The organism is Verrucomicrobiia bacterium, assembly GCA_019634625.1.
Taxonomy (GTDB): Bacteria; Verrucomicrobiota; Verrucomicrobiia; order Limisphaerales; family CAIMTB01; genus CAIMTB01.
Genome location: JAHCBA010000011.1, coordinates 69,982 through 93,526 on the forward strand (window position 1 = coordinate 69,982; position 23,545 = coordinate 93,526).

Consider the following 23,545-nt stretch of genomic DNA (forward strand, 5'->3'; position numbering starts at 1 on the left):
GTCGAACCGCATGACCGTGCGCTTCACCGACCCCGGCTGGCTGTGGCTGCTGCCATTCGCGCTGGCCTGGGTGCTGTGGCTGGCCCGCACGTCCCGCGCCGGGCTCGAACCCGCCCCCGCCCGGCTGGCCACCGTCCTGCGCGCCCTCGTCGTCGTCGCCCTGGTCACCGCCCTCGCCGGACTCCAGTGGCTTCGCCCGGTCGAAGGCATGAATGTGCTCTTCCTGCTCGACCGCTCCGACAGTATGGCCCCGGCGATCCAGGCCGGGGCGCGGGACTGGATGGTGCGGGCGGCCAGCACCAAGCCTGTGGGAGACCGGGCGGGTCTGATTGTGTTTGGAAGCGAGGCTGCGCTCGAAGTGACACCGACCACGGAGTTCGCCGTGGACACCCTGACTGCGGTGGTGCCGACGACGCGGACCGACATTGGGGCTGCGTTGCGGCTGGCGACGGCCGCCTTTCCGGAAACCGGCCAACGCCGTGCGGTCCTGATCGGGGATGGGCACGAGAACCGGGGTCATGCCCTCGACGCGGCGCTGGCCGCCGGGGCGGCCGGTGTTCGCATCGATGTGCTGCCCCTGGCAGGCGAGCCCCGGCCGGACGCCTGGATTTCGCGGCTTCACACGCCGACGCAGGTGCGTCGGGGACAGACCTTCGAGATTCTGGCCTTCATCCAGTCCGATGCCGGCGGGCCGGCCACGGTGACGATCCATCGCGACGGGCATCGGCTGGGGGCGCAGGAACTCGACCTCGAGCCGGGCAAGAACCTGGTGACCTTTTCGCAGACGTTGCCCGGGAGCGGGTTTCACCGCTACGAGGTGGCGCTGGACGCCCCGTTCGATGAAGTGCCCGGCAACAACCGCGCCGAGGGGTTCGTCCAGATTCGCGGACTGCCCAGGATCCTGCTGCTCAGCTCCGACCCCACTGTCGATCGTCCCCTGATCGAGACGATCGGGTCGGAGGAGGTGGAGATGGTCGTCGCCGGCCGATCGGACTTCCCGGAATCCCTCGCCGAGCTGCAGGCATTCGATGCGGTGGTGCTGGGGAACGTCTTCGCGCCGGACTGGCCGCGGGAGCTTTGGGTCTGGCTCGAACAGGCGGTTCGGGATCTTGGGGTGGGTGTGGTGTGCATCGGAGGTGACCAGAGCTACGGGGCCGGGGGATACCGGGGAACGCCCTTGCAGGCCCTGCTTCCGGTGGAGGTCGAACTCGCCAACCGCCAGACCCTTCCCTCCGGGGCCCTCGCCCTGGTTCTTGACCAGTCCGGCAGCATGCGCGGCGACAAGCTCGAGATGGCCAAGGCGGCCGCCATCGCCGCCGTGAATCTCCTGGGGCCACGCGACCAGGTGGCGGTCATCGCCTTCGATGGCGAGACCTACACCGTGGTGGACCTGCAGCCCGTCGGGGCCCGCCGAACGCCGATCCTCGACGCCATCGAACGCCTTCAATCCGGGGGTGGAACGGACATGTATCCCGCCTTGCGCCAGGCCTTCGAACTTCTCAGCCCGGTACACGCCGGGCTCAAGCACTGTCTCGTTCTCACCGACGGACACTCGCAGCCCGCCGAGTTCGAGGCGTTGGCGCGGGAGATGGCGTCCGAACGGATCACCCTCTCGACCGTGGGATTGGGCGATGAGGTGGACAGCGTCCTGCTGGAAACGCTGGCCGAACTGGGCGGCGGCCGGTTTTATGCCGTGTCCTCCCCCGCCGACCTCCCCCGGATTTATCTCCAGGAGACGGCGCTGGTCCTTCGCACCGCCGTCAGCGAGGAACCCTTCGAGCCCCAACAATCCCTCCTCACCGAACCGGTCCGCGGTCTCGATGGGTTTCCGATGCTCCTCGGCCATGTGGTGACCGAACCGAAGGCTCGCGCCGAGACGCCGCTGGCGACCCCGGGGGGTGATCCGTTGCTGGCTCACTGGCAGTACGGACTCGGTCGTGTGGCGGCGTTCACCTCGGACTCGAGGGACCGATGGGCGGCAGCCTGGCTGGCCTGGGAGCATTACGGCACCTTCTGGCGCCAGGTCGTGCACTGGGCGTTGCGCCGCATCGACAGCGCCGATCTCCTGGCGGAGATCCTGCTCGACGGGGGACGAGGACGCATTCTTGCCGACGCCCTGGCGGCGGACGGTTCCTATCGCGATTTCCTGGACGTGGATGCCGTCGTGATCCACCCGGACGGCCGGTCGGAACCGGTGGGCCTGCGGCAGACGGCTCCCGGCCGTTACGAGGGCGAATTCGACGCCCATCTTCCAGGCGCCTACCTGGCCCGGGTTCAGGAACGGGAAAGCGGTGTGCCCCGCGCCAGCACCCTCCTGGGTGCCAGTCTGCGACCCGACATCGAGCGTCCCCTGGCGGAACCCAATCTTCCCCTCCTAACCCGCATCGCCGAAGAGACAGGCGGGCGGGTGCTGGATCCCGCGGCGGATCCCCGACCGTTTCTGGATGGGCGTCAACGCACCCGCCAACCGGTGGATCTCTGGCCGCTTCTCCTCCAGGCGGTCATCGGCCTGTTCCTGGTGGATGTGGCGGTGCGCCGGGTTCGATGGGAGCCCAGCCTTTGGCGCGATGGGCTGGGTCGGCTCCGATCGCGGCTGCCCTCCCGGGCATCCACCGCCCCTTCGGCCCCCTCCCAGCCCCGCCTGGCCACACTGCTTGCCCGCCGGGACGCCGAACGCCAGGCGCTGCCGCGGCCGGAATCGGTTCCGGTCCAGGTGCCGATCGAGGGGGCGGCAACGTCCTCCTCCGCGGCGCCCGTGGCGTCCGACACGCCGCCGGTCACGGCAGCCCGGGGCGTATCCGAGGCCACCACCCAGCGTCTGCTGGCCGCCAAGCGTCGGGCCCGCGAACGGGCGCCGTGACAACGGACGGTGCGGTCCTCACGCCGGTCCGGCGTTTCAACGATTTCACGACGTCCCTGGAGATGCCGGCAGCAGTTCCACCAGAACACGGTTGGCCCGGCGTCGGCGGGTTTGGATCACAGTCAGCATGGCGTCAGCCTCGACCACGGTGTCGCCGACCCGGGGTTCACGACCGAGACGTCGGGTGATCCAATCGGATAGGTTCGAGGCGGCATCGTCATCGACGGACCGGGCGGCGGAGATTCGGGCGACTTCGGACATCGCGGCACCGCCTCCGATCTTCCAGCGTCGCGGCGCCACTTCGAGGATTTCGTCGGAGAGGCTGTCGAATTCATCGGAGAGTTCGCCCAGCAGTTCCTCCATCAGGTCTTCAATCGTGAGCAGGCCCACGATCCGGTGGCGCTCGTCCTCGACCAGGGCCATGTGTTCGCGGCGGCCGAGGAGGGATCGGAGGGCATCATTGAGGCTGGCGGACGCCGCCACGCGGATCAGCGGACGGGTGAACCGTTCGATTTCGGCCTCCCTGCGGCTGGGCATCATGGCGACCAATTCCTTGAAGTTCACATAGCCGGCGATTCCATCGACGGTGCCATCGCGGGTGACGGGATAGCGGGTGTGGAGGGACGAGGCGGCGGTCTCAAAATTGCTGATGTTGGGCTGCCGGACATCGAACATGACGATCCGGTCAGCGGGCATCATGACGGACGCGACGGTCACCTGGCGGAGTTTGGTGGCGTTGATGATGATCGCCTCCTCTTCCACCCCGATCACCCGCTGGTCCTCCGCCAGTTCGGCCATGGTCCGGAGGTCCGCCAGGCTCATCCGGCGTTTCCCCCCCTTGGCCTTGAACGGCCGCGCGAGCCATTCCGTCACCGCGATGACCGGGGTGAGCAGGGTCGTCATGAGGGCGAGCACCGGGGCGAGGACGGGTGCGAGGCGATCCGAATAGCTGACGCCGAGGATCTTGGGAATGATCTCGGTGCCGATGAGGACGATGGCTGTAAAGATGACCGAGAACACCCAGATCCACTCGTCCCCGTAAATCTCGTCGAAAGCGCTCCCGGCAACCGTTGCACCGCCGGTGTGAGCCACGGTGTTGAGGATGAGGATCGCGGCGATGGGCCGGTCGATCCGGCGCTTCATTCCCTGCCAGATCGCGGCATAGCGGTGTCCCTCCTTGCGTCGGGTTTCGAGGTGGATGTCGTCAAGGCTGAGCAGCGTGGCCTCGAGGAGGGAGCACAGAAACGACACCACGACAGCGGTGATGGAAGCGGTCAGGAAAATGGCCATGGGAGAGGAAACGCCGCCGAACAGGCTTTCCGAAGTCGAGGTCAGCCGCAAGCAGCGGGTTGGCGGTCGCTCCCGCCCGGGCGCATCTCCAAGTTGTCGGAAGGTGCAACGGAATCGGGGTCGGGGTCGCACTCGGAATCGGTATCGAAAGGAGCCAGGAAGCTTCGCGCATTCCCGGAGTTCGTTCCGGTTCGATTCCGATACCGATCCCGACCCCGACCCCGACCCCGACGGTGCCGTCGTCGTATTCCCCGACCGATCGCTTCTCCGACAACATGGAGATGCGCCCCTCCCGCCCGGGCGCATCCCCAAGTTGAGGGGAGAGTTGCGAACTTCGCGAAACGTCACTTCGGAGGGGAGGGTTCCACGAGGCCGCAAACGAGCGGTGCATGGGCTTGAGGACTCGCGGAGCTCGTCCCTCCGAACTGAACCGGGGAAGCGACATCGGAGGGCCGAGTTCCACGAGGCCGCAAGGGTGTGGTGCGGTGGCAAGGGGGGAGGGGGAGTACGATTACGATTACGATTACGATTACGATTACGATTACGATCCCCAACCCCGCTCAACCACCCCATTTCCCCATCCCATCGTCATCGTACTCGTACTCAGCCCGTAGGGCGGTACTCGTCCTCGACACCCCAAAGCACCCATTTCCTTCCCGCCATCGAGCACGAGCACGAGCACGAGCACGAGCACGAGTACGAGCACGAGCACGATTACGATTACGAGTACGAGTACGAGTACGGGCACGAGCACGAGCACGAGTACGAGCACGATTACGATTACGATTACGATTACGATTACGATTACGAGTACGAGTACGAGTACGAGTACGGGGGCGAGTACGGGGGCGAGGGGGGGGAGGGCTGAAGGGCGGACATGCCACGGCCATGCGTGACCTGGATGGACGGGCCCGGTAGTCTGCGGGCATGTCCTTGCTCCCGAGATGGTCGGCGATGGTGGGTACGATGGCCCTGGCGGTCCTGCTGGCGGGTTGTGCCAACCGGCCGGCCTTCTCGAGCCGGGATCCCGAATTGCGTCGGGCGCTGACCTTTCATGCCTCGTTCGATCGGGGCACCGACGCCGATTACGCATTGGGCGACGGGTGGCTGTATCACGTTCCCGCGATGGACCAGTGGCAGGAGACCCGGCCCGGGCTGCCTTCAGGCACGGCGATCCGGGTGGTGCCCGAAGCCGGCAAGTTCGGCGGTGCTCTCCAGTTCCTCGAACGGACCAACCCGGTGATCTTCTACAAAGCCGAAGGCAACGTGCCCTGGAGCGCCCGCAACTGGGGCGGCACGGTCTCGTTCTGGCTGCGGACCGATCTGGGCAGTCTGCCGGAAGGCTTCAATGACCCGGTGCAGATCACGCCGCGCCGATGGAACGACGCCGCGTTCTTCGTCGAGTTCGAGAAGCGCAGCAACAACATCCCATTCCGGCTGGGAGCCTACGCCGATTTCAACGTGTGGAACCCGCGCAACCGGCGGTGGGAGGACATTCCCCCGGCGGAACGACCGCTGGTGACCATCCCCGGGCCGCCGTTCAGCGCCGACCGCTGGACCCACGTGGCCTTCACCTGGGAACGCTTCAACACCGGCCAGCCCGATGGCGTCGCCACCCTGTACCTCGACGGCGCCCAGGTCGGACGCTTGTCGCCGCGCACCCAGACCTTCACCTGGGATTCGGGAACGCCGCGGCTCCTGGTGGGGCTCGGGTATCTCGGGTGGTTCGATGACCTGGCGGTGTTCAACCGGGCGCTGACCCAGAGCGAGATTCAGCAGGTGCGCCGGTTGCCCCGTGGCATTCGGTCAATTCTGCAACCGTAGGGCCGGCGGGCCTTCCGGATTGCGGGTCCGACCACCGTGATCCGGAGCGACAGGTACCAAAGGCTCACAGAACCTTCCGGCCTTCACACAGATTGATGAGTTCGGCCAGCGCGAGCACATGGGGTCGGCGCCCGGCTCCCTCCCGAACCGTATGCAGCACCCCACTCTGTCGTAGTGTCTTCAGCAGGTGGGCCACCATGGGAGCACTGGGCATGTCTTTGCGGCGGGCAAGATCACTGCTGCGGAAGATCGGATGTTCAAACATCCCATCGAGCAGCGGAACGGCGAACTGGGAATGCGTCAGCTCCAGGATCTGCTTCTTCAGGCGCTCGTAGAGGTCCTGAATCTCCCGTGCTTTGCGGGTGTTGGCATCGGCCTGGACGGCGATGCCCTCGAGGAAAAAGGCACACCATGCGGTCCAGCTTCCCGGTGCCCCAAGCGCCCGAAGTCTGGCGATGTACTCCTCACGCCGCGCTTCCAGGTACGCCGACAGGTAGAAGCATGGCCGACTGAGGATCCTCTTCTCGAAGAGGAAAACCGGAATGATCATCCGCCCAAGCCGGCCATTGCCATCGTTGAACGGATGAAGGATTTCAAACTGGGCGTGGAGGATGGCCAGTTGGATCAATGGATCCGGAGCATCGGCATGCCAGTAGGCTTCCCAGCGGTTCAGATGATCCTGCAGGTCGAGGGGCGAGGGTGGGACGAAGACGGCCTGCTCGATGGGAGCGCCGGGAGCGCCGATCCAGTTCTGGCCCGTGCGTATTTTTCCGCGGCCTTTGCTGTGCCCGCGGACGCTGTCCATGAGGACATCGTGGAGCCGGAGCAGGGTGTTCAGGCAGAAGGGCCGGTCCTTCAAAAGCTCGCTGGAAAGCGTAAGCCCTTGCCGATAATTCCTGATCTCATCAATGTCTTCGCGGCGCGACGGATCGGCCGGCTCTTCGCCTGCTTCAAATTTGAGGACGTCTTCGAGATCCGCCTGGGTGCCCTCGATGCGGGAGGAAAGGACGGCTTCCTGGGTCGTCAGCGGCGAGAGCAACAGCTCGGGATTGGGCAGGCCGTAAAACAGGCCTTCCAAGGTGGCAACGGCGCGATTGGCCCGCCCCGCCCAAGGCATCAGCGCCACCAGATCGAGGTCGGATGGCGGAAGTGACTCGGGTTGAAAAGGGTGCATGGGTGACGGCGTTGTCGAAAGCCGGCTTGCCTCAAGACGGTTTGTGTTAAGTAAAACCGATTTTCCTTAACGCAAAGCGGGTTGTCGAGAACCTGCTTTCCACAACCGCCTCCCGTGGTGGATCCCGGAATTGTGGGTGAGGAGGCAGCGAATCGGAGGGACGAGCTCTGCGAGTCCTCAATCCAACGCTCCACACGCTTGCGGCCTCGTGGAACTCGGCCCTCCGATCTCACACCCTCGCTTCGCTTCGGAGGGACGAGCTCTGCGAGTCCTCAATCCAACACTCCACACGCTTGCGGCCTCGTGGAACTCGGCCCTCCGAACGGCCTCCCGTGCCCTACGGCACCCCGTTCACCCTGTAGAACCGGCGGGAATGGGTGTGGGGCTGCGTTTCGAGGACCTCCAGCATGCCCCCGAACACGTTGGTCGTGAGCATCGGGGTCCAGGAGATCAGGTCGTCGCCGACCGCCACCTCGTAGGTTCCGGGGCCGACGGTCTGCTGGATCAGCAGTCCGCCGTCCACGAGACTCAGAACGGCGCCGTTCACAGGGGCGAGGGCCAGCGAGTAGGAGAGCTGGATGCGGCCCTGGGCGCCTTCGACGCCATCGACCATGACGAGATAATCCTCGCCGGCATGGGCGCCGAACATCACTTCGCTGTGGGTGGCGGGCGGGATCGGCACAGCCAGCGCGACTTCCTGAAGGGTGGTGCGGTTGGTGTACACCCCGAGGACGGTGGGAATTTCGCTGCCTTCGGTGGAAATGGCCATCCAGCCGGAGCTGGACGCCCGGAACCGGAACCACAAGGTCGCGCCGCCGAGTTCGCCCAGCACCATCGGATCGTCCGGAGCCCGGTGGGCGCCGCCGTTGGAAGTCTCACGTGAACCCGGGATTCCCGGGGCGACCGAGGTGAAGGGGGCACCGCCCCCTCCGAAGAGGGCCCGCTGGGTGGTGGCCACCGGCTCGGGGAACAGGTCCTCACGCTTGTCCCGGGCCGGAGCTTCGTCAGGGCGCGACACGACCTCGAGCAGCACGTCCCGGGTGCGGACGGACTGGCCTTGTGCGGTGGTCACCAGGACGGCGTAGAGGCCCGCCTGGACGCGGGTCACCGTGGGCAGGACCAGGACGGGCTGGGTGCCGCCCGGCACGGGAGTGCCGTTGAAGTACCACTGATAGCGCAGCCCTTCGCCCTCGACGGGCGCGGACAAAGTCCAGGCCGCACCCTCCTGAACGGTGCCGCCCTGCAAGGGTGCGACCAGACGGGGCAGGGGAGCGAGCCCCATGGTCCAGTCCCAACTGAACACGACCGTTCCGGCGGCCCCCGCATAACCGTCCACGACGATGTGGTAATCGACATCCCGAACGGCATCGAACTCGACCCGGCTGGCCAGGAATCCGGCGCCATCGTCGTCGCTGGCCACCTCGACCAGGGTCCCCAGGCTGGAGCCGGTGTACACGGACAACAGGGTGTCGAAGCTGGAACCGGCGGTGGAAAAGATCATCCGCCCGTTGTCCGGGGCGCGCCAGGTGAGCCAGACCGAACGGCCGCCCCGCTTTCCGGCGTGGGCGGGTTCTCCGGCCTCCCGGCCGGCATCGATCGTGGTGGTCGTTCCCGATCCCTGGGCTCCTGACAGGCGGCCTCGATTCACGAAGGCATCGGCAAACGGCAGCGTGGGCAGCGCCAGGCTGAGGGTGGCGGGCTGGCTCTCCACGAGGCCCGCGCGGTTGGCCACCACCACGCTGTACGCCCCGGCGTCCTCGACCGTCACGCCCTCCAACCGCAGCGTGGGACCGCGGGCATCGCGAATGTTTTGACCGTTCTTTCTCCACTGGTACACCAGCGGCCCTTCCCCTTCGGCGACCACCGAGAATTCAACCGTCGCCCCGGTCGAAACGCGCTGGCTGAGGGGCCCGGTGACCAGCAGGGGGAGCGGGGTGAAGATCGCCTGCGCGCCGGCCCGCAGCTCGAAGGTCGTGCCAAGACGATCCCGCAGACTTGGGAAGGCGACCGTTCCGCCGTCGAGCACCACGGTGGCGTCGGCGATCCGCACGAACTGCCCGGTGGAGATGAAGGCATTCAGGGCGATCAACAACTGGCCTCCCTCGAACTCCCGCGCGTTGGGCAGCAGGATGCGGCCCTCCGACGTCGCCCGCAGCCAGGGGGTGTAGGCCACATCGGGTCCGCGCCACAAGCCCGTCGCCCCGCTGAAATCCACCACCCCGCCTCCCGAGGCCGAGACCCGGAACGGCCCCACCATCCGCGTCAGTCCGCTGAGATCGATGCGTCCCGCGGTCTCGGCATGGAGGTCGAAGTAGCCCGTCCTCGAGAACTGCACGGACTTCAGGCCCCTCGCATCGAGGATGGAGCCCGGATCGCGGGCCCGCCAGGTCATGCCCGAGCACCGCAACTCGGCGACCTTCGGCAAACGCAACACGCCGCCCTCCCAGACGGACAGATCGCTGTCGTCCACGACGGTCAACGCCTCGAACGACGGCTCGGCCCCCCGCACATGCACGGTGCTCCGCGTCAGCGCCGCCAACTGGGCCGTCGGAATGCCGTCCCGCGCATCGAGGTCCAGCGTTCCCCGGTCAAACTCGGTGATGCCCGGGATGCGGATCCTGCCCCGGGTGCTGGTCTTGAGGGAATGCCGGTAAGCGAAGCCCTCGCTGGTCCAGCGTCCGCGGGCGCCGCTCAGCTCCACCAGGCCGCCCGAACTGGCGGTCACGCGCAGCGGGCCGAGCAGGGCTTCCACGCTCCCCAGGTTCACCTGGCCGTCGGTGGTCGCGTTGATGTCCATGTACGTGGCGTTGGCGAAGGTCAATTGCCTCACCGCACCCCCATCGATCATCGAACCCGGATCCTGCGCCCGCCAGGTCTGGCCTCCGGCCCGAACCGAGGTCACCCCCGGCAACGCCAGCACCCCGCCGCCGAGGGCGGTCAGGTCGCTGCCATCGACATTGCCCAGCGCTTCGAACCCGCCCTTGAACCCGCGCACCACCAGCGCGCCCTGGGTCAACTCCTGCAGCTTCCCGGTCGGGATGGCCTCGAGGGAATCCAGGTCGATGGTCCCCCGATCGAACCCGCTCAACCCGGGCACCAGAATGCGCCCGCCGGTGTCGGCCTTGAGCATCTGGCGGTAAGCGAATCCTTCGCTGGTCCACCGTCCCTCCAGGGACTGAAGGTCCACCAGACCGCCGCCGCTGGCGGTAATGCGAATGGGACCGCGCACTTCCTTGAGCCCTGACAGGATCGCCCGGCCCTGGGACGAGACGTTGATGTCGAAGTACGAGGCGGTGGCAAATGCCACGGTCCCGAGTGCCGAGACGTCCAGAACCGAGCCGGGATCCTGAACCCGCCAGTTCGCCGAGGTCATCCGCACTCCGGTCACCCCGCCCAGGCTCAGGGTCGCACCCGCCGCCACGGTGATATCCGTGTCGTCCACCCGGGTCAGCGACGCAAAAGCCCCCTTGGTCCCGCGGACTGTGAGGGTGCCGCCGGTCAACGCGGTCCATTGCCGGGTTGGCAACGCGTCGTCCGAGTCGATGTCCACCTCGCCCCGGTCGAACTCGGTCAGCAGCGGCACCAGAATCGTCCCCCGGTTCCGGGCCCGCAGCAGGGAGCGGTAGGCGAAGCCCTCGCTGCTCCAACGGCCCCGCAGGCTGCTCAGGTCCACCGTTCCACCTTCCGTCGCCGTGACCCGCATGGGTCCGAGGAGGCCGGGAAACTTCGGCAGATCGATGCGCCCTTCGCCAGTGGCCTGGACCTCAAAATACCCGTTGGCCGTGAGGTGGACTTCGCCCAGGGATGGCGCCTCGATCCAGGAGCCGATGCCGTGCGCCCACCAGCGTGAGATCGCGCTCCGCACCTGGGCCACGTTGGAAAGCCGCGCCTGGGCACCGTCGCGAACGGTCAGGTCCCCTCCCCATTCCACGGCCGCGCCGCCCCCCAGCAGGACCGTCTTCGCCCCCCGCACCACCAGGGAAGCTCCCTGGGACACGGTGAAGTTCCCCCCGATCCGCGATTCCCCCTCGGTCAGCGTCAGCGTGCCGCCCGACACCCGCACACCGTCCGGCGCCTGAATCCTCAGCACCGTGACATTACCGCTCCGGATCTCGACGGGTCCGGTGCGCGGGGGGATCTCCACGTCATCGGCTGTTCCCGGCACCGCGCCGCCGCTCCAGTTGGCGGCGTCGTTCCAAGCCAGGGAGGCGCCCCGGCCAATCCAGGTCACCGTGGCCGCCCACGCAGCCGGCGCGGTTCCAAGCCAGCAGGCCAGACCCAGAAACAGGCGCCAGGGAACCCTGCGACCGGGGTCGGGTCCGATCGCACCTGGGGATTCGCATCGCGGCGGGGTCATGGCACACCTCGAATCCAGTAGAAGCGGCGGGGCCGGTCGGAGGCGCCGGCGTCGAAGAATCGCAGCACCCCGCCGGTGACATTGGTCGTCGTGACCGGGGTCAGCCGGCTCATCGCGTCGCCGCGCAGGATTTCATAGGTTCCCGGGGGCACGATCATTTCGAGACTGAACCCGGCGGGGGACAAGCCCATGACGGGGGGCCGCACCTCGGCGAGTTGGACCGAGTAGGCGAGCCGCACCGGGCCGCGGGCGCCGTTCACGCCATCGATCATCACCAGGTAGTCCTCGCCGGCATGGGCACCGAACACCACTTCGGCATGCGACCGCGGCGGCACCGGCCGGCTCTCCGTGACGACGCTCAGGGCGAACCGGTTGGTGTACACGCCGAGAACCGCCGGGATGACGCTGCCCTCGGTGCTCAGGTGCATCCAGCCGGTTGCCATGGCCCGGAACCGGAACCACAGCGAGGCGCCCCCCACCTCGCCAAAGATGAGCGGATCCTCCGGCGACCGCGTCGCTCCCTCATTCGTGGTATCCCGCCAGCCTGGCAACCCGGGCGCCACGGAGGTGAAGCCGCCCCCTCCGGCCCCATGGAGGCTGGCCCCCCCGTTCAGGGGATCATCGAAAAGGTCCTCGAACTTGTCGCGGGCCGGGGCTGCCGGACCGGACACCACCTCAATGAGCGCCCATGGGGATTCGACCACCTGACCCGCGCTGTTGGCCACGCGGACGGAGTACTGACCGGCCTGGGCCGAGGTCACACTCTGGGCCGTCAGCAGGGCATCCCCTTCGCCCTCGATGGGTTCCCCGTTGAACAGCCACTGGAACTGCAGTCCTTCGCCCTCGGCGACCACGGCGAGGTGAAGCGTGCCTCCCGAGACCACGATCTCCGACTCCGGGGCGGCCACGATCCGCGGCAGCGGCGGCGCGCCCGGTTCCAACTCCCAGCTCAGCACCACGCTGCCTTCCGCACCGGCAAAGCCGTCCACCGCGACGTGATAGTCCGTTCCCGCGACGGCATTGAAGCGCACCACACTGGTCAGGTAGGAGCCGCCGTCATCGTTGGCCGCCACTTCGATCAAGCTGCCGGGCGTGCTTCCCGTGTACACCGCCAGCACCGTGTCGAAGGTCGAACCCGCAGTCGCGAATGTGGCCACCCCGCTGGCCGGGGCACGCCAGGTGATCCACACGGATCGGCCCCCGCGTTTGCCGGCGTGACGCGGCTCGCCACTGGCTCCCTCCCAGGTGGCGCCACGGTTGTTCCCGCGTCCCACGCCCGTGGCGTCCCCGATCAAGCCGCGATCGGCGAAGGCATCGGCGAAGGGCAGTTCCGGCACGTCGATTTCGAGCACCACCGATCGGCTTTCCAGGGTCCCGTCCGGCGTGGACGCCAGCACGGTGTACCGTCCGCCGTCCGCGAGCCGCACGTTGGGGATCTCGAGGACCGGCTGGTTGGCGCCCGGGACGTCATTCCCGTTCACCCGCCACACGTAGCGGATGGAGTCCGAACCCTGGGCTTCCGCCTCGAACCGGACCGGGCCTCCCACCACGGCCCGCGCGTCGGCCGGTTGCCGTGCCCAATAGAGGAGTCGGTCCACCGCGGGTGACACCAGGGCGGGCTCGCTCAACACCGAGCCAAACGCGTCGGTCACTCGCACCCGGTACACGCCAAACTGGTCCTCACGGATGGCGGGCAGGAGCAGTTGATCCTCCGTGGCGCCCTCGACCGTCTCGCCCTCCAACAACCAGGCGAACCGCAAAAATCCGCTTCCCTGGGCCCCGACCCGCAGTCGCACGGCCTCGCCGATTCCGGCTTCGGTCCCGACCGGCTGCACGGTGATGATCGGCGGGGGCATCTCCTCGTCGGCGCGCCCGGGCCAGAGCCCTGGCAGCCCGCAGGCCAACAGCACGGCAGCCCAACGCCACTTTCCCATCAGGTGCGAACGTCGTGGCTCGGGCTGCGGACAACCGGGTCCGCGCGTCCCGCAGCCTGGAAGGGGCCCAGGCGGACAGGGCTGTCCGCGCTCCAGCCCGCCCGCCAACAGCACGGCAGCCCAACGCCACCTTCCCATCAGGTGCGAACGTCGTGGCTCGGGCTGCGGACAACCGGGTCCGCGCGTCCCGCAGCCTGACTGGGGCCCGGGCGGACAGGGCTGTCCGCGCTCCGGAGGAAGGGGGGCACCCCCCGACTTCATCCTCCGAGGTGCATTCCGTTCAAGGGGCCTCATCCCGGGCCCTAAGCCCGCCAGCGCCGTCGCCTCCCGTGCCGGGCCCGCCTCAGAAATCGAAGCGCAGCGATGTGGTGAAGGTTCGGTCACGGTACGGCTCCCGGTAGCTGTTCAAAGGGTTCAACCGGTAATCCTGGTCGGTGAGGTTGAGGACCCCGGCGCGAATCTCGACGTTCCGCCGGTCGAAACGCCAGCCCGCATGCAGGTTCACATGCCAGAAATCGTCCCCCGGCCGGTCCGGGCTGTACCCGCGGTTCGACTGCTGCGTCCACACCCCCTCGGCCAGCGCGAAGAACCCGGTCGGATGGGTGTAGCGCCCCTCGATCCGCACCTGGTGCAGCAGCGACTCCACCTCCCGCCCGGATCCCGGGAACGCCGGCAGCGCGTCCACCAGCGTGGCCTCGCTCATCCGGTACCCCGCCCCCACCGACACGTCCCGGCCCAGCAGTTGATGGACCGTCACCGTCACCGAGTCCTCATCATAACGCAGTCCCTGACGCAGTGTCCCCACCGTCGGGGCCGCCCCGAACGGCAGTTCGCGCACCCCGAGGTTCCGGTCGGCCCGGGATTCGAGGCGTTCCCAGCCGACGGTCAGATAGGTGCGGGTCGGGAAGCGCTGCTCGAAGCTCACCCCCCACGTCTCGAACGCCTGTCCGGCCACCGACCCCGCCGCCGCCTCGGGAATCAATCCGCGGTACGCCTGGTTGAACCCGGCAATCTGGGTCGGTTCCAACCGGAAACTCTGATCGAAGCTCACCCCGCCCAGCGATCGCGTGTAGGCCCCCCGCAACACCCCGTCCCGCCACGGGGTCACGGTCACCCCGGCCTTCGGAGAGACGCGGTCGAGGGTTTCCTCGCCCTCGATGACCGGCGCGATCCGGTAGTTCACCGGCTGCCGCAACCGGTCGTAGCTCAATCCCGCCGACAACCGCAGCCAGTCGAGCACCTGCCAGTGTTCGTACCCGTAGGCGGTGAACCGCAGCAGATCCGCCTCGAGGTCCTGGCTCAACCCCGGCACCGGCACCCCGGCCGCGTTGCCCGGTCCCAGTTCGGTCCGTGTCTCGAAGGATCCCGTCTGCTGCCGCAACCCGACGATCACCGTGTGCGCCTCGTGCTGCCAGATGTGCTGACCCTCGAAGGACCACGTCACGAACTCGTTTTCGTACCGGAGCGGGGTGGGGACGGTGACCTGCCGGAACGGGCTGCCATCCGGATTGCGGAACAGCACCGAACTGGTCGCCAGCGGATCGTCCATGGTGTAGCGGTCGTGAAGCCGGGAGACGAGCAACAGGGTGTCGGAACCCGGGGCCCAGGCGCGATGCCAGCCCACCAGGACCTGCGGTTCCTGCCGGTCCGTCGCCCGCAACCGCGGGTTGGCGTCCGCCGGGTCGTAGTACGGCGCCACGTCTCCGAATTCGGCATCGGAATAGATCAGTTGCAGGAACGCTCCATCCCGGGCGCCCACCTGCTGCTTGGCCTGGAGCGAGAGGGTCAGTTGCTCGGCGTCGTCATTGATGCGCTGCCCGTTGGCGGAGCGGTACATGACGTCGAGGGCGTATCCGAACGACCCGAAGGTTCCGAACTGCGATCCGGTCTGCTGCCAGTCGCCGTTGCTCCAATAATCCGTCCTGCCCGCCAACCCGGGTCCGTCTCGCTCGAACAACCGCGAATACTCGTTCGGCGCCAGAGTGGTCGAAAGCCGGCCCGCTCCCACCGGCGCGAGGAGATTGGCCACCAGGAACTCGCTGAACCACGCGGTCTCGTACCGCAGATCCACCTGGTTGGCGTCGCGCCGCGCGTTGTAGCTGTCGGCCAGGAACTGGTGCGCCGAGAAACTCAGGTAATCGTCCTCGACCGCCCGCGTCGCCGCCCGTTCCCCGTACGCCTCCAGACCCGCATCCCGGTAGAGCGCGGCGAGGTTCGCGCCCCGGACAGAACGGTCCTGGTCGAGACCCAGACGCGACCGATAGACCGCCCGGTTGTCGTTCAGGTCCAGGGACCGTTCGAGGTCGGCCACCGCCTCGTTCACCCGGTTCTCCCGCTGGCGCATCAACGCCGAATACAGCCACGGCGTTGGATCGCCCGGATCCAGTTCCCTCGCCCGATCGAGTTCATGCTCCGCCCTGCCCGCCAGCGCCGGGGTCCGGAAGGCGCGGGAATCGGACAACGCCTTCCCGAGGTAACTCCGCAACGCCGCCCGCTGCGGTTCCAGCGCCGCCGCCGCCTGCAAATCCTCCCGCCCGGCCTCGAGTTCGCCCCGCCGGATGCGGACCAGCCCGCGCCCGAGCCAGGCGTTCCCCAGCGCGGGATCCAGCCGCAACGCCTCTTCGAACGCCGCTTCCGCCTCCCGCACCCGATGGCGCGCCGCCGCCAGGAACCCGCGCAGGGTGTGGGCTTCGGCGTGTTCCGGCACCAGGGCCAGCCCGCGCTCGAGCGCCTGTTCCGCCGCCCGCGTGTTCCCCAGCACAAACTCCAGCTCGGCCAGCCGCACCCATGCCAACCCGAAGTCCGGCGATACGTCCGTCGCCGCCCGCGCCAGGTCGCGCGCCGCCGCCAGCCGGGCCCCGGCCTGACGCGCATACGAGGCTGCCAGCAGTTCGGTCGCCAGCGGCGTCTCGTGATCCGGTCCGTCGGTCGATCCCCGCCGGACGGTGTCGATCAACCGCCGATGCGCGACTGCCAGCCGGCCCCACGGATCGTCCTCATCCTCCGGCTCCATTCCTTCCAGCACCGACTCCGCCTCCTCGACCGATCCAACAGCCAGCAGCAGGGCCGCGAGAAACACCTTCTCGTCAGGTCGTTCCGGCCACCGGTCCGCGGGGTACCCGGCCATGGCCTGCGGCAGGTTGCCGCGCCGGTACGCCGCCCAGGCCGCCGCCAGTTCGGGCACAGGCACCCCGGCTTCCCCCCATCCAAGATCCGCCGGATCCAGGATCGCCGGGTAATACAACGCCCACTGCACGGCCGACCAGTCGCCCGCCTCGATCCTCGCGAGGCGCCGCGGTGCCATGCCGTCGCCCGCCTCGGCCACATCGCCGCTCCCGATGGACAACGACCGACCTTCGGCGTCGGTGAGATCCACCTCGCCGTCGAAGAGCGTCAGGCGCATCCCGCCTGCCTCCCGCACCTCGAAGGCGAATTCCGTGCCGCGAACGACCGCGCTCACCCCGCCGCCCTCGATGGTGACCTGACCGGCCTGCCCCTGATGAAAGAAGGAAATGATCCCGCGCAGGATCTGCAACAGCGTCCCCTGCGGCCGGTCCGCGAACCGCAGCATGGACATCTCCCGCACCGGCATGATCGAGCGGTCCCGCAATTGCAGCGTGGCCCGGCTCCGCGGCCCGGTGCGGAGCATGTCGCCCCCGTACAGCACCTGGTTGGTCGCCGCGGTGTACCACGTTGCCGTGCCGGCAGGCTGGAACTGCACCTGGCCACTGAGGGCAACGACGGTCGCCTGGGCCACCCGTCCGGAATCCGCGGCCTCCGCCGGAACGGCGAACACCAGGAACAAACAGGCCCACCACCAACAACAACGCATGCGGTTCACTTCGTGCCTTCCGTTCGGAGAGACGCCCGGCGCCCGGTCACCTGGGCCCAGGCCACCACCGACCAGCCCAGCGCCAGGGGGAGCTGCACCGCGCTGAACGCCAGCCACGGGAACCAGATCTGCGTCACCCATACGCTGGTCATGGCCAGCAGGCCCACCACAGTGCCCGCCCCCACCGCCAGGATCAAGGCGGGCAATGGACGCAGGAAACACAGCCCGAACCCCGCCACCCCGCCCAGCACCGTCACCAGGCTGAGCTGCATCCACGGCGTTGGCAGCCGCAGCCAGTCGCCCCGCATCCGGTTCAGGGTGGCCGTGGCCACAATCTCCACCCCGGCCGATCGCCGCTCGCTCTTCGAGAACCGGTTGTACGGCGTCAGAAAATCGTCCGTCCCCTTCCCGCCCGTGAACGGCAGGTCATACACCGCCCCCACGAACACGACGCGGTTCGAGAGACTCGTCGGGTCGATCCGCCCTCCCAAGACGGCGGAATACGGGTGCGACGGCACCGTTCCCGCCGGCCCGTAGTAGTTCAGCCACGGGTTCCGCGGGGCCACGCCGCCCCGCTCCCCGAGCACCTGCATCACCGCGCTCGAAAGAGATTCCTTCAGCTCGACCTCCCGCCCTGGACGCCGAATCGTCCGGTCGGCCCCGGCCCGTTCGACCAAACCCCAGACCGCCACCTCCTCGATTTCCGGGATCGGGCCCTGGGTCCGGTGCCCCAGAAAAATCTCAGGCCGTTCCTCCGCCTGAAGCACCCCCGCGACCACCACCTTTCCGAAGCGCTTCGCCGCCTCGATGAACGCCTGGTCCTGCCCGGGATCCTCCGCCGGAAGATCAAACAACACGTCGAACACCACACACCGCGCCCCCATCTCCGCCAGGCGATCAATCAGCGCCGCATGCACCCGGCGGTCCCATTGCTGCAACCAGGGCTGCCCCAGCTCGTCGTGCGATTCCGAATCCATCCGCACAATCGCCGCCTCCGTCGGCACCTCGGTCTTCCGAAACAGGTAACCCCAGTCGTAACTCGCCTCCACGATCCCGGGCACCATCACGCCCGCCCATCCCACCAACACCGAGACCGCCGCCCCAATCCACGCCAGACGCCGGCTCACCCGCCGTCCCACCAGCCACCTCCGCCAGCCCGTCGCCTCCTCCTCCTCCGGCTCCTCCGCCACCGCCACCCGCTTGACCTTGTCCGAATCGGCCGGCGCCTCGAGCGGCGCCCGGCCGGGATCGGTGACCTCACAGATCTCGATCGGTTCGGCCACCCCCTTCAACTGATAGTGGCCATGGCTCGCCCACTCGACCCGGTCCACCTGCGGAATCGGCGTCCCCTTCAAACCCGCCCGCGCGTTCTCGAAGGCGAACCGCGTCAACAGCACCTGACCCCCCTGCGCCAGCGACATCACCCGGGCGCACTTGTCCACCTCCAGCCCGTGCAGATCATGGATTCCCCCCTGCGCGTTGGCCTCGACCGTCACCTCCCCCGCATGCACCCCGACCCGGTCCTGCACCGGGCGTCCCGCCTCCCGGTTCCACGCGTGCAGTCTGGCCTGAAGCCGGAGCGAGAAGGCCACCGCATCCGAAGGACGCCGGAACGCCAGGAAGAAGGAATCCCCCGAGGTGCTCACCTCCAGCCCGCCCTGATACTCCCGCAACAGGTCCCGGACCAGCCGGTGATGCTCCAGGATCAGCCGCAACGCCTCGCTGTTCCCCAACTCCTCCTTCAGCCGCGTGGAACCGACCAGATCGGTAAAGACCAGCGTCATCACCTCCTGCCGCTCGGGGCCGTGCGAGGTGTTGGTCGGATCGGGTTCGGGAACCTGGGGGGGCCGGCTCATGTCCGGTCGAACGAGCACGCTGCCGTCAGGAACAATTCCCGCCGCGCCGCTCCGTCACTGCCCTAAACCCTCGCGGTGTCGTCGCCGATTACGCAAGCGCCCATTTCCAGGTTGGCCCGATCAGGGGTCCGCATTCGGAGGGCCGAGTTCCACGAGGCCGCAAACGAGTGGTGCATCGGGATGAGGACATCATCTCACGCGAAGACGCCAGGACGCAAAGTGGACGCCTGAGGAGATGGAATGGGGCATCGCCACTCCCCATTCCCCACTCCCCATTCCCCCCGGCTTGAGCCCCTCCTTCCGCATCGGCAGGGTGAGCCCCTCGATGCCTTCGGAGACCTCCGGGATCAGTGTGCTGGTCTGCGCCCACAATGCCGCCGCGCGCCTGCCCGCGACATTGCGGCATCTCGCCGCGCAACAGACCCCGCCCGGATTGCCCTGGGAGGTGCTCGTCATCGACAACGCATCCACCGACGACACCGCCGCAACCGCCCGGAGCGGCTGGCCCCCGGGGGCCCCGGCCCGGTTGCGGGTGGTGACGGAGCCGAACCCAGGCCTGCGACGGGCCCGGGAATGCGGGCTGCGTGAATCCTGCTGGCCACTGGTGGCCTTCATCGACGACGACAATTGGCTTGCCCCGGATTACCTCGAGCGGGCGGCACGCCTCATGACGGACCATCCCGAGGTGGCCGCCTGCGGAGGCCGGTCGGAAGCCGTCTGCGAGGTCCCGCCCCCGGACTGGTTCCCGAGGCATGCCCATGCCTACGCCGTCGGTCCGCAGGGCGGAGGGGGGCCGGACGAACCCGGCCCACGTTCCCAACTCTGGGGTGCGGGTCTGGTCCTCCGCCGGTCCGCCCTCGAAACGCTTCGCGAGGGCGGTTTCCAACCCCTGTCGATGGGGCGCACCCTGGGCCGGCTGGAGGCAGGCGAAGACACCGAACTCTGCCTGGCCCTCCGGCTGGCCGGCTGGCAATTGTGGTACGATCCCGGTCTGCGCCTCGACCATTGGATTCCGCGGTCCCGCCTCGAATGGACCTACCTGCGCCGGCTCAACCGGGGATTCGGCGCCACCTTCCTCGATCCGTACTGGCACGAACTCGACCCGAAATGGCGTGGCGTGCCCGCGTGGCGCCGGACCTGGCTCATGGCGGTGCTGCGCGAACTCCGGATCCTGCCGCGCTGGATGGCCCATTGGCCCCGGACCTGGCGGCGTCGCGGGGGGGAAGGCGACCCGCGCATCCTCGAGGTGGAACAGGCTCTCGGGCGCTGGGCGGTTCTGGCCCGGACGGCGGGCACCTTCGATGACCATTGCCGCGCCATCCGCCACGCTCCATGGCGACGGCATCATTGACCTCCGCGCCCGGCAGGGCTGCAATCGGCGGTGTGGAGGACCTGACGGCAATACTTCTGTGCGGGGGCAAGGGAGAACGCCTGCGGCCCCTGACCGAGAATTGCCCGAAACCCCTGGTCCCGCTCGCCGGCAAGCCCATCCTCCAGCACCTGATCGAGTCCCTCCGCGCCGGCGGCATCGAACGTTTCGTCTTCTGCGTCGGGTACCGCGCGGAAATGATCCGGACCTTTCTCGCCGCCCAGTTCCCGGAGTCCGTGGGAATCCGGGTGGTGGACTCGGGTGACGCCAGCATGACCGACCGGTTGCTGGACGCGCAGCCCCACGTGCCAGGCCGGGCGCTGGTGTGTTACGGCGACACCCTGGCCAACGTGGACCTTTCCGCCCTCCTCGACGCCCATCGCCGCCGGAACGCCCTCGCCACGCTCGCCACGTTTCCATTCGAGAGCCCGTACGGGGTCGTGGACACCGATGACGACGGGCGGATCGACCGCTTTCGCGAGAAACCCGTCCTCCCCTACTGGATCAACATTGGCTACCTCGTCCTCGAACCCGCCGCCTGGCACCCGCTCGAACGCGGCTCCGACATGCCCGCCTTCCTGGCCCGCCTCGCTGCCACCGGCCGCCTGTACGCCCACCGGCACGAAGGCCGCCACCTGACCGTCAACACCGAACAGGACCGCGCCCTCGCCGAACGGCAGCTCGCCCGGATGATCACCGTCCCATGAACCCCTCCCTCCACGGCCGCCGCGTCGTCATCACCGGCGGCTCCGGCTTCATCCCCAGCCACCTCGCGCGCCGCTGCCTCGACGACGGCGCCCGCGTGGCCGTCACCGTGCGCTACGGCAATGTCGTGAAGAACGAGCGTCTCCGCGCCTGGTGGGACGACCTCGATATCATCGAGGCCGATCTCCGCAATCGCGGCGCCCTCGAACAGGTCCGGCAGTGGAAACCCGACATCCTCTTCCATCTCGCCGCCTACAACCACGTCGGACAGAGCTTCACCCAGGTCGAGGAGTGCTTCGACGTCAACGCCAAGGGCACCGCCAATGTCCTCGACACCTGCGGGCCCGTGGACCGCTTCGTGTACATGTCCACGTCCGAGGTGTACGGCCATCAGACCGCCGTGCCGTTTGTCGAGAAGATGACGCCCGACCCGCTGTCGCCCTACGCCATCACCAAGTACGCCGGCGAACTCTATTGCCGCATGAAACAGCGCGTCGCCGGCAGCTTCCCCATCGTCATCGTCCGCCCCTTCAACGTCTTCGGACCCTCCCAGAGCAGCAAGGCCGTCATCCCGGAACTCATCGACCAATGCCTGCGCGGGATTCCCGTCCGGACCACCCGCGGCGAACAGACCCGCGAATTCAATTACGTCACCGACATCGTGGACGGCCTGGTTCGCGCCGCCCTCCATCCCCACCCGATCGAAGGTCCTCTCAACCTTGCCACCGGCGTTGAAGTCCCCATCCGCGATCTCGTGATGCTGATTGCCGAACTGACCGGCACCACCTCGCCGATCGAGATCGGGGCCCTGCCCTACCGGCCCACCGAAATCTGGCGGATGGTCGCCGATGCCGGACGTGCCCGCGCCCTGCTCGGATGGGAACCCAAGGTGCCGCTCCGCGAAGGATTGAGCCGGACCATCGAATGGTTCCGCTCCGAAAGGTGAAGCCAGGGCTCTTCAACCACCCGAAACAACCTTCACCGCGCCATGGTCGTCGCAGTGGTCGCCGTGGGGGTGATGGAGATGGCCGTCCACCAGGTAGTCCACATGATCCCCGTGCGGCACCGCCGGGTGACCGCAGCCCGGCCCGTGGACATGGCCCTTTTCGTGCCCGGCGCACTGGTGATCGGGAGTGCACCGGTCGGGATGCTGGGCGTCCACCTCGATGACGTGTTCATCGACGTGCCCCTGGTGGGGATGATGGAGATGCCCATCGTGGAGATAATCGACGTGTCCGGCGTGTTCGACGGCGACGTGGCCGCAGTGGGGTCCGTGCTGGTGGGCGTGGTCAGGGTGAATCTTGCAGTCGCTCATGGTCGGTTGCTCCGTTGTCCGGTTGGGAATGCCTCCCGGGATTCCGCAGCAGGCTAGCACGGTGCACCTGTCGGTCCAAGGGCACATCGGCCATGGCCAATCACGACCCGTGCATCCCTGAGTCGTGGGGAGTGGTGCAATGGCTTGAGGACTCGCGGAGCTCGTCCCTCCGAAGGGTGGAGCTGGGGTGTGAAATCGGAGGGCCGAGTTCCAGGAGGCCGCGAGCGAGCGGTGCGATGGATTGCGGACTCCCGGAGCTCAACCTACCGGTTCGCGCCGTGTCCCAGTCCGACGACGCAGGACCGCCATCGCAAGGAGCGCCATTCCGGCCAGGGACACCAGGGTGCGAGGTTCGGGAACGGCGACTCCCGTGACGTGCAGGCTCCAGGCATCCAGGGTGCCCACACCTCCCGGCGAAAGGTCCGCAACGAACAGGGTCCAGGCACCGCCGGACGCGAGTCCGACGAAGGAGGCGAGGAGGGCGTCCCGGGGTTCGGTGCCAACCACCGACAGGGGACTGGTGGCGCGGGCATCCGGCTGCCACAGGCCGGTGAGAGCGCCCCCGGCCGGGTCGCTGACCGATTGGTAGAAGTGGATGTCGCCGTTTGCGGCGTCGTCGGCGAAGGAGACCTGAAAGCCCGAATCCAGGTAGCCGAGGCTGGCGAGGCCCGTGTTCGAGGTGCGGCCAGGGCGGTTCAGCAATACGGCGAAACCCGTGTCGTGTTGCAGGTAGGCATAGAAGTCGCCGGTGAACCCGCCCGTGATCTCGAGTTCAACCGACACCCCGGTGATATCGGCGATGGTGGCGGGAAACTGGATCGTGTGGGAGATGCCGACCAGCGAGCCGTCGGGGACCGCAAGGCCCGGGGTGTACGACTGGGATTCGAGGATGACCTGGGCGCAGAGGGCGATCGGGAGAAGAAGCCCGGCCGCCAGCGCGGCAGACGACCAGGTCCGCCGGGGCACAGCGGACACGCGGTAGGACGGGCTTTCGGCAGGCCTGGGATAATGGGAGGCGGGCGCGTTCAT

14 protein-coding genes are annotated in these 23,545 nt (G+C 68.0%); 6 read left to right on the plus strand and 8 right to left on the minus strand.

Annotation, left to right across the window (positions count from 1 at the left end):
- The first annotated feature begins 10 nt into the window (after window positions 1-10).
- Complete coding sequence (locus KF833_08775) at window positions 11-2,860, plus strand: VWA domain-containing protein (GenBank protein ID MBX3745391.1); 2,850 nt, start codon at window positions 11-13, stop codon at window positions 2,858-2,860.
- Between the two features lie 45 nt (window positions 2,861-2,905).
- On the opposite strand, the gene KF833_08780 is transcribed toward KF833_08775, so the two are convergent.
- Window positions 2,906-4,150 (minus strand): HlyC/CorC family transporter, encoded by a 1,245-nt coding sequence (locus tag KF833_08780; protein ID MBX3745392.1) that lies wholly within the window; start codon window positions 4,148-4,150, stop codon window positions 2,906-2,908.
- 475 nt (window positions 4,151-4,625) lie between these two features.
- Here KF833_08780 and KF833_08785 point away from each other — a divergent pair, with 475 nt between their 5' ends.
- Both KF833_08785 and KF833_08790 read left to right on the plus strand, forming a co-directional pair.
- A complete protein-coding gene (locus tag KF833_08785; protein ID MBX3745393.1) occupies window positions 4,626-5,018 on the plus strand; it encodes a hypothetical protein in 393 nt (130 codons plus the stop codon).
- A gap of 59 nt (window positions 5,019-5,077) precedes the next feature.
- Window positions 5,078-5,974 carry a LamG domain-containing protein gene (locus tag KF833_08790; protein ID MBX3745394.1) on the plus strand — a complete coding sequence of 299 codons (897 nt, stop codon included), beginning with the start codon at window positions 5,078-5,080 and terminating at the stop codon, window positions 5,972-5,974.
- 64 nt (window positions 5,975-6,038) lie between these two features.
- Here KF833_08790 and KF833_08795 read toward each other — a convergent pair whose 3' ends face one another.
- The 5 genes from KF833_08795 to KF833_08815 form a co-directional block, all read right to left on the minus strand.
- Window positions 6,039-7,148: a Fic family protein gene (locus tag KF833_08795; GenBank protein ID MBX3745395.1), complete on the minus strand. Its 1,110-nt coding sequence runs from the start codon at window positions 7,146-7,148 to the stop codon at window positions 6,039-6,041.
- Window positions 7,149-7,485: 337 nt separating this feature from the next.
- Complete coding sequence (locus KF833_08800) at window positions 7,486-11,505, minus strand: hypothetical protein (protein MBX3745396.1); 4,020 nt, start codon at window positions 11,503-11,505, stop codon at window positions 7,486-7,488.
- Window positions 11,502-13,439: a hypothetical protein gene (locus KF833_08805; protein MBX3745397.1), complete on the minus strand. Its 1,938-nt coding sequence runs from the start codon at window positions 13,437-13,439 to the stop codon at window positions 11,502-11,504. Before KF833_08805 ends, KF833_08800 begins: the two co-directional genes overlap by 4 nt.
- Before the next feature lie 343 nt (window positions 13,440-13,782).
- The gene (locus tag KF833_08810; GenBank protein MBX3745398.1) at window positions 13,783-17,271 is read right to left on the minus strand and encodes a tetratricopeptide repeat protein; all 3,489 of its coding nucleotides are present in this window, start codon (window positions 17,269-17,271) and stop codon (window positions 13,783-13,785) included.
- A 5-nt stretch (window positions 17,272-17,276) separates the two neighbouring features.
- Window positions 17,277-19,127, minus strand: a complete 1,851-nt coding sequence (locus KF833_08815) for a CHASE2 domain-containing protein (protein ID MBX3745399.1) — start codon at window positions 19,125-19,127, stop codon at window positions 17,277-17,279.
- 286 nt (window positions 19,128-19,413) lie between these two features.
- Between KF833_08815 and KF833_08820 the strand changes: the two genes are divergently transcribed.
- Genes KF833_08820 through KF833_08830 form a run of 3 tightly spaced genes read left to right on the plus strand, consistent with a single transcriptional unit; the run spans window position 19,414 to window position 22,147 of the window.
- Window positions 19,414-20,478, plus strand: coding sequence for a glycosyltransferase family 2 protein (locus tag KF833_08820; GenBank protein MBX3745400.1), 1,065 nt, complete (start codon window positions 19,414-19,416; stop codon window positions 20,476-20,478).
- Window positions 20,460-21,203: a nucleotidyltransferase family protein gene (locus KF833_08825; GenBank protein ID MBX3745401.1), complete on the plus strand. Its 744-nt coding sequence runs from the start codon at window positions 20,460-20,462 to the stop codon at window positions 21,201-21,203. The genes KF833_08820 and KF833_08825 overlap by 19 nt, the downstream gene beginning before the upstream one ends.
- Entirely contained in the window at window positions 21,200-22,147 is a 948-nt protein-coding gene (locus KF833_08830) for a GDP-mannose 4,6-dehydratase (GenBank protein MBX3745402.1), read from the plus strand. Before KF833_08825 ends, KF833_08830 begins: the two co-directional genes overlap by 4 nt.
- A 12-nt stretch (window positions 22,148-22,159) precedes the next feature.
- Here the strand turns inward: KF833_08830 and KF833_08835 are convergent, their stop codons facing one another.
- Window positions 22,160-22,516, minus strand: coding sequence for a hypothetical protein (locus tag KF833_08835; GenBank protein MBX3745403.1), 357 nt, complete (start codon window positions 22,514-22,516; stop codon window positions 22,160-22,162).
- A gap of 258 nt (window positions 22,517-22,774) precedes the next feature.
- Window positions 22,775-23,545 (minus strand): PEP-CTERM sorting domain-containing protein, encoded by a 771-nt coding sequence (locus tag KF833_08840; GenBank protein ID MBX3745404.1) that lies wholly within the window; start codon window positions 23,543-23,545, stop codon window positions 22,775-22,777.

Excerpts from the sequence above, each read along its gene's own strand:
- KF833_08800 (MBX3745396.1), bottom strand. The coding sequence starts at position 11,505 with ATGACCCCGCCGCGATGCGAATCCCCAGGTGCGATCGGACCCGACCCC.
- KF833_08795 (MBX3745395.1), bottom strand. The coding sequence starts at position 7,148 with ATGCACCCTTTTCAACCCGAGTCACTTCCGCCATCCGACCTCGATCTG.
- KF833_08810 (MBX3745398.1), bottom strand. The coding sequence starts at position 17,271 with ATGCGTTGTTGTTGGTGGTGGGCCTGTTTGTTCCTGGTGTTCGCCGTT.
- KF833_08805 (MBX3745397.1), bottom strand. The coding sequence starts at position 13,439 with ATGGGAAAGTGGCGTTGGGCTGCCGTGCTGTTGGCCTGCGGGCTGCCA.
- KF833_08815 (MBX3745399.1), bottom strand. The coding sequence starts at position 19,127 with ATGAGCCGGCCCCCCCAGGTTCCCGAACCCGATCCGACCAACACCTCG.
- KF833_08790 (MBX3745394.1), top strand. The coding sequence starts at position 5,078 with ATGTCCTTGCTCCCGAGATGGTCGGCGATGGTGGGTACGATGGCCCTG.
- KF833_08825 (MBX3745401.1), top strand. The coding sequence starts at position 20,460 with ATGGCGACGGCATCATTGACCTCCGCGCCCGGCAGGGCTGCAATCGGC.
- KF833_08840 (MBX3745404.1), bottom strand. The coding sequence starts at position 23,545 with ATGAACGCGCCCGCCTCCCATTATCCCAGGCCTGCCGAAAGCCCGTCC.
- KF833_08830 (MBX3745402.1), top strand. The coding sequence starts at position 21,200 with ATGAACCCCTCCCTCCACGGCCGCCGCGTCGTCATCACCGGCGGCTCC.
- KF833_08780 (MBX3745392.1), bottom strand. The coding sequence starts at position 4,150 with ATGGCCATTTTCCTGACCGCTTCCATCACCGCTGTCGTGGTGTCGTTT.
- KF833_08835 (MBX3745403.1), bottom strand. The coding sequence starts at position 22,516 with ATGAGCGACTGCAAGATTCACCCTGACCACGCCCACCAGCACGGACCC.
- KF833_08775 (MBX3745391.1), top strand. The coding sequence starts at position 11 with ATGACCGTGCGCTTCACCGACCCCGGCTGGCTGTGGCTGCTGCCATTC.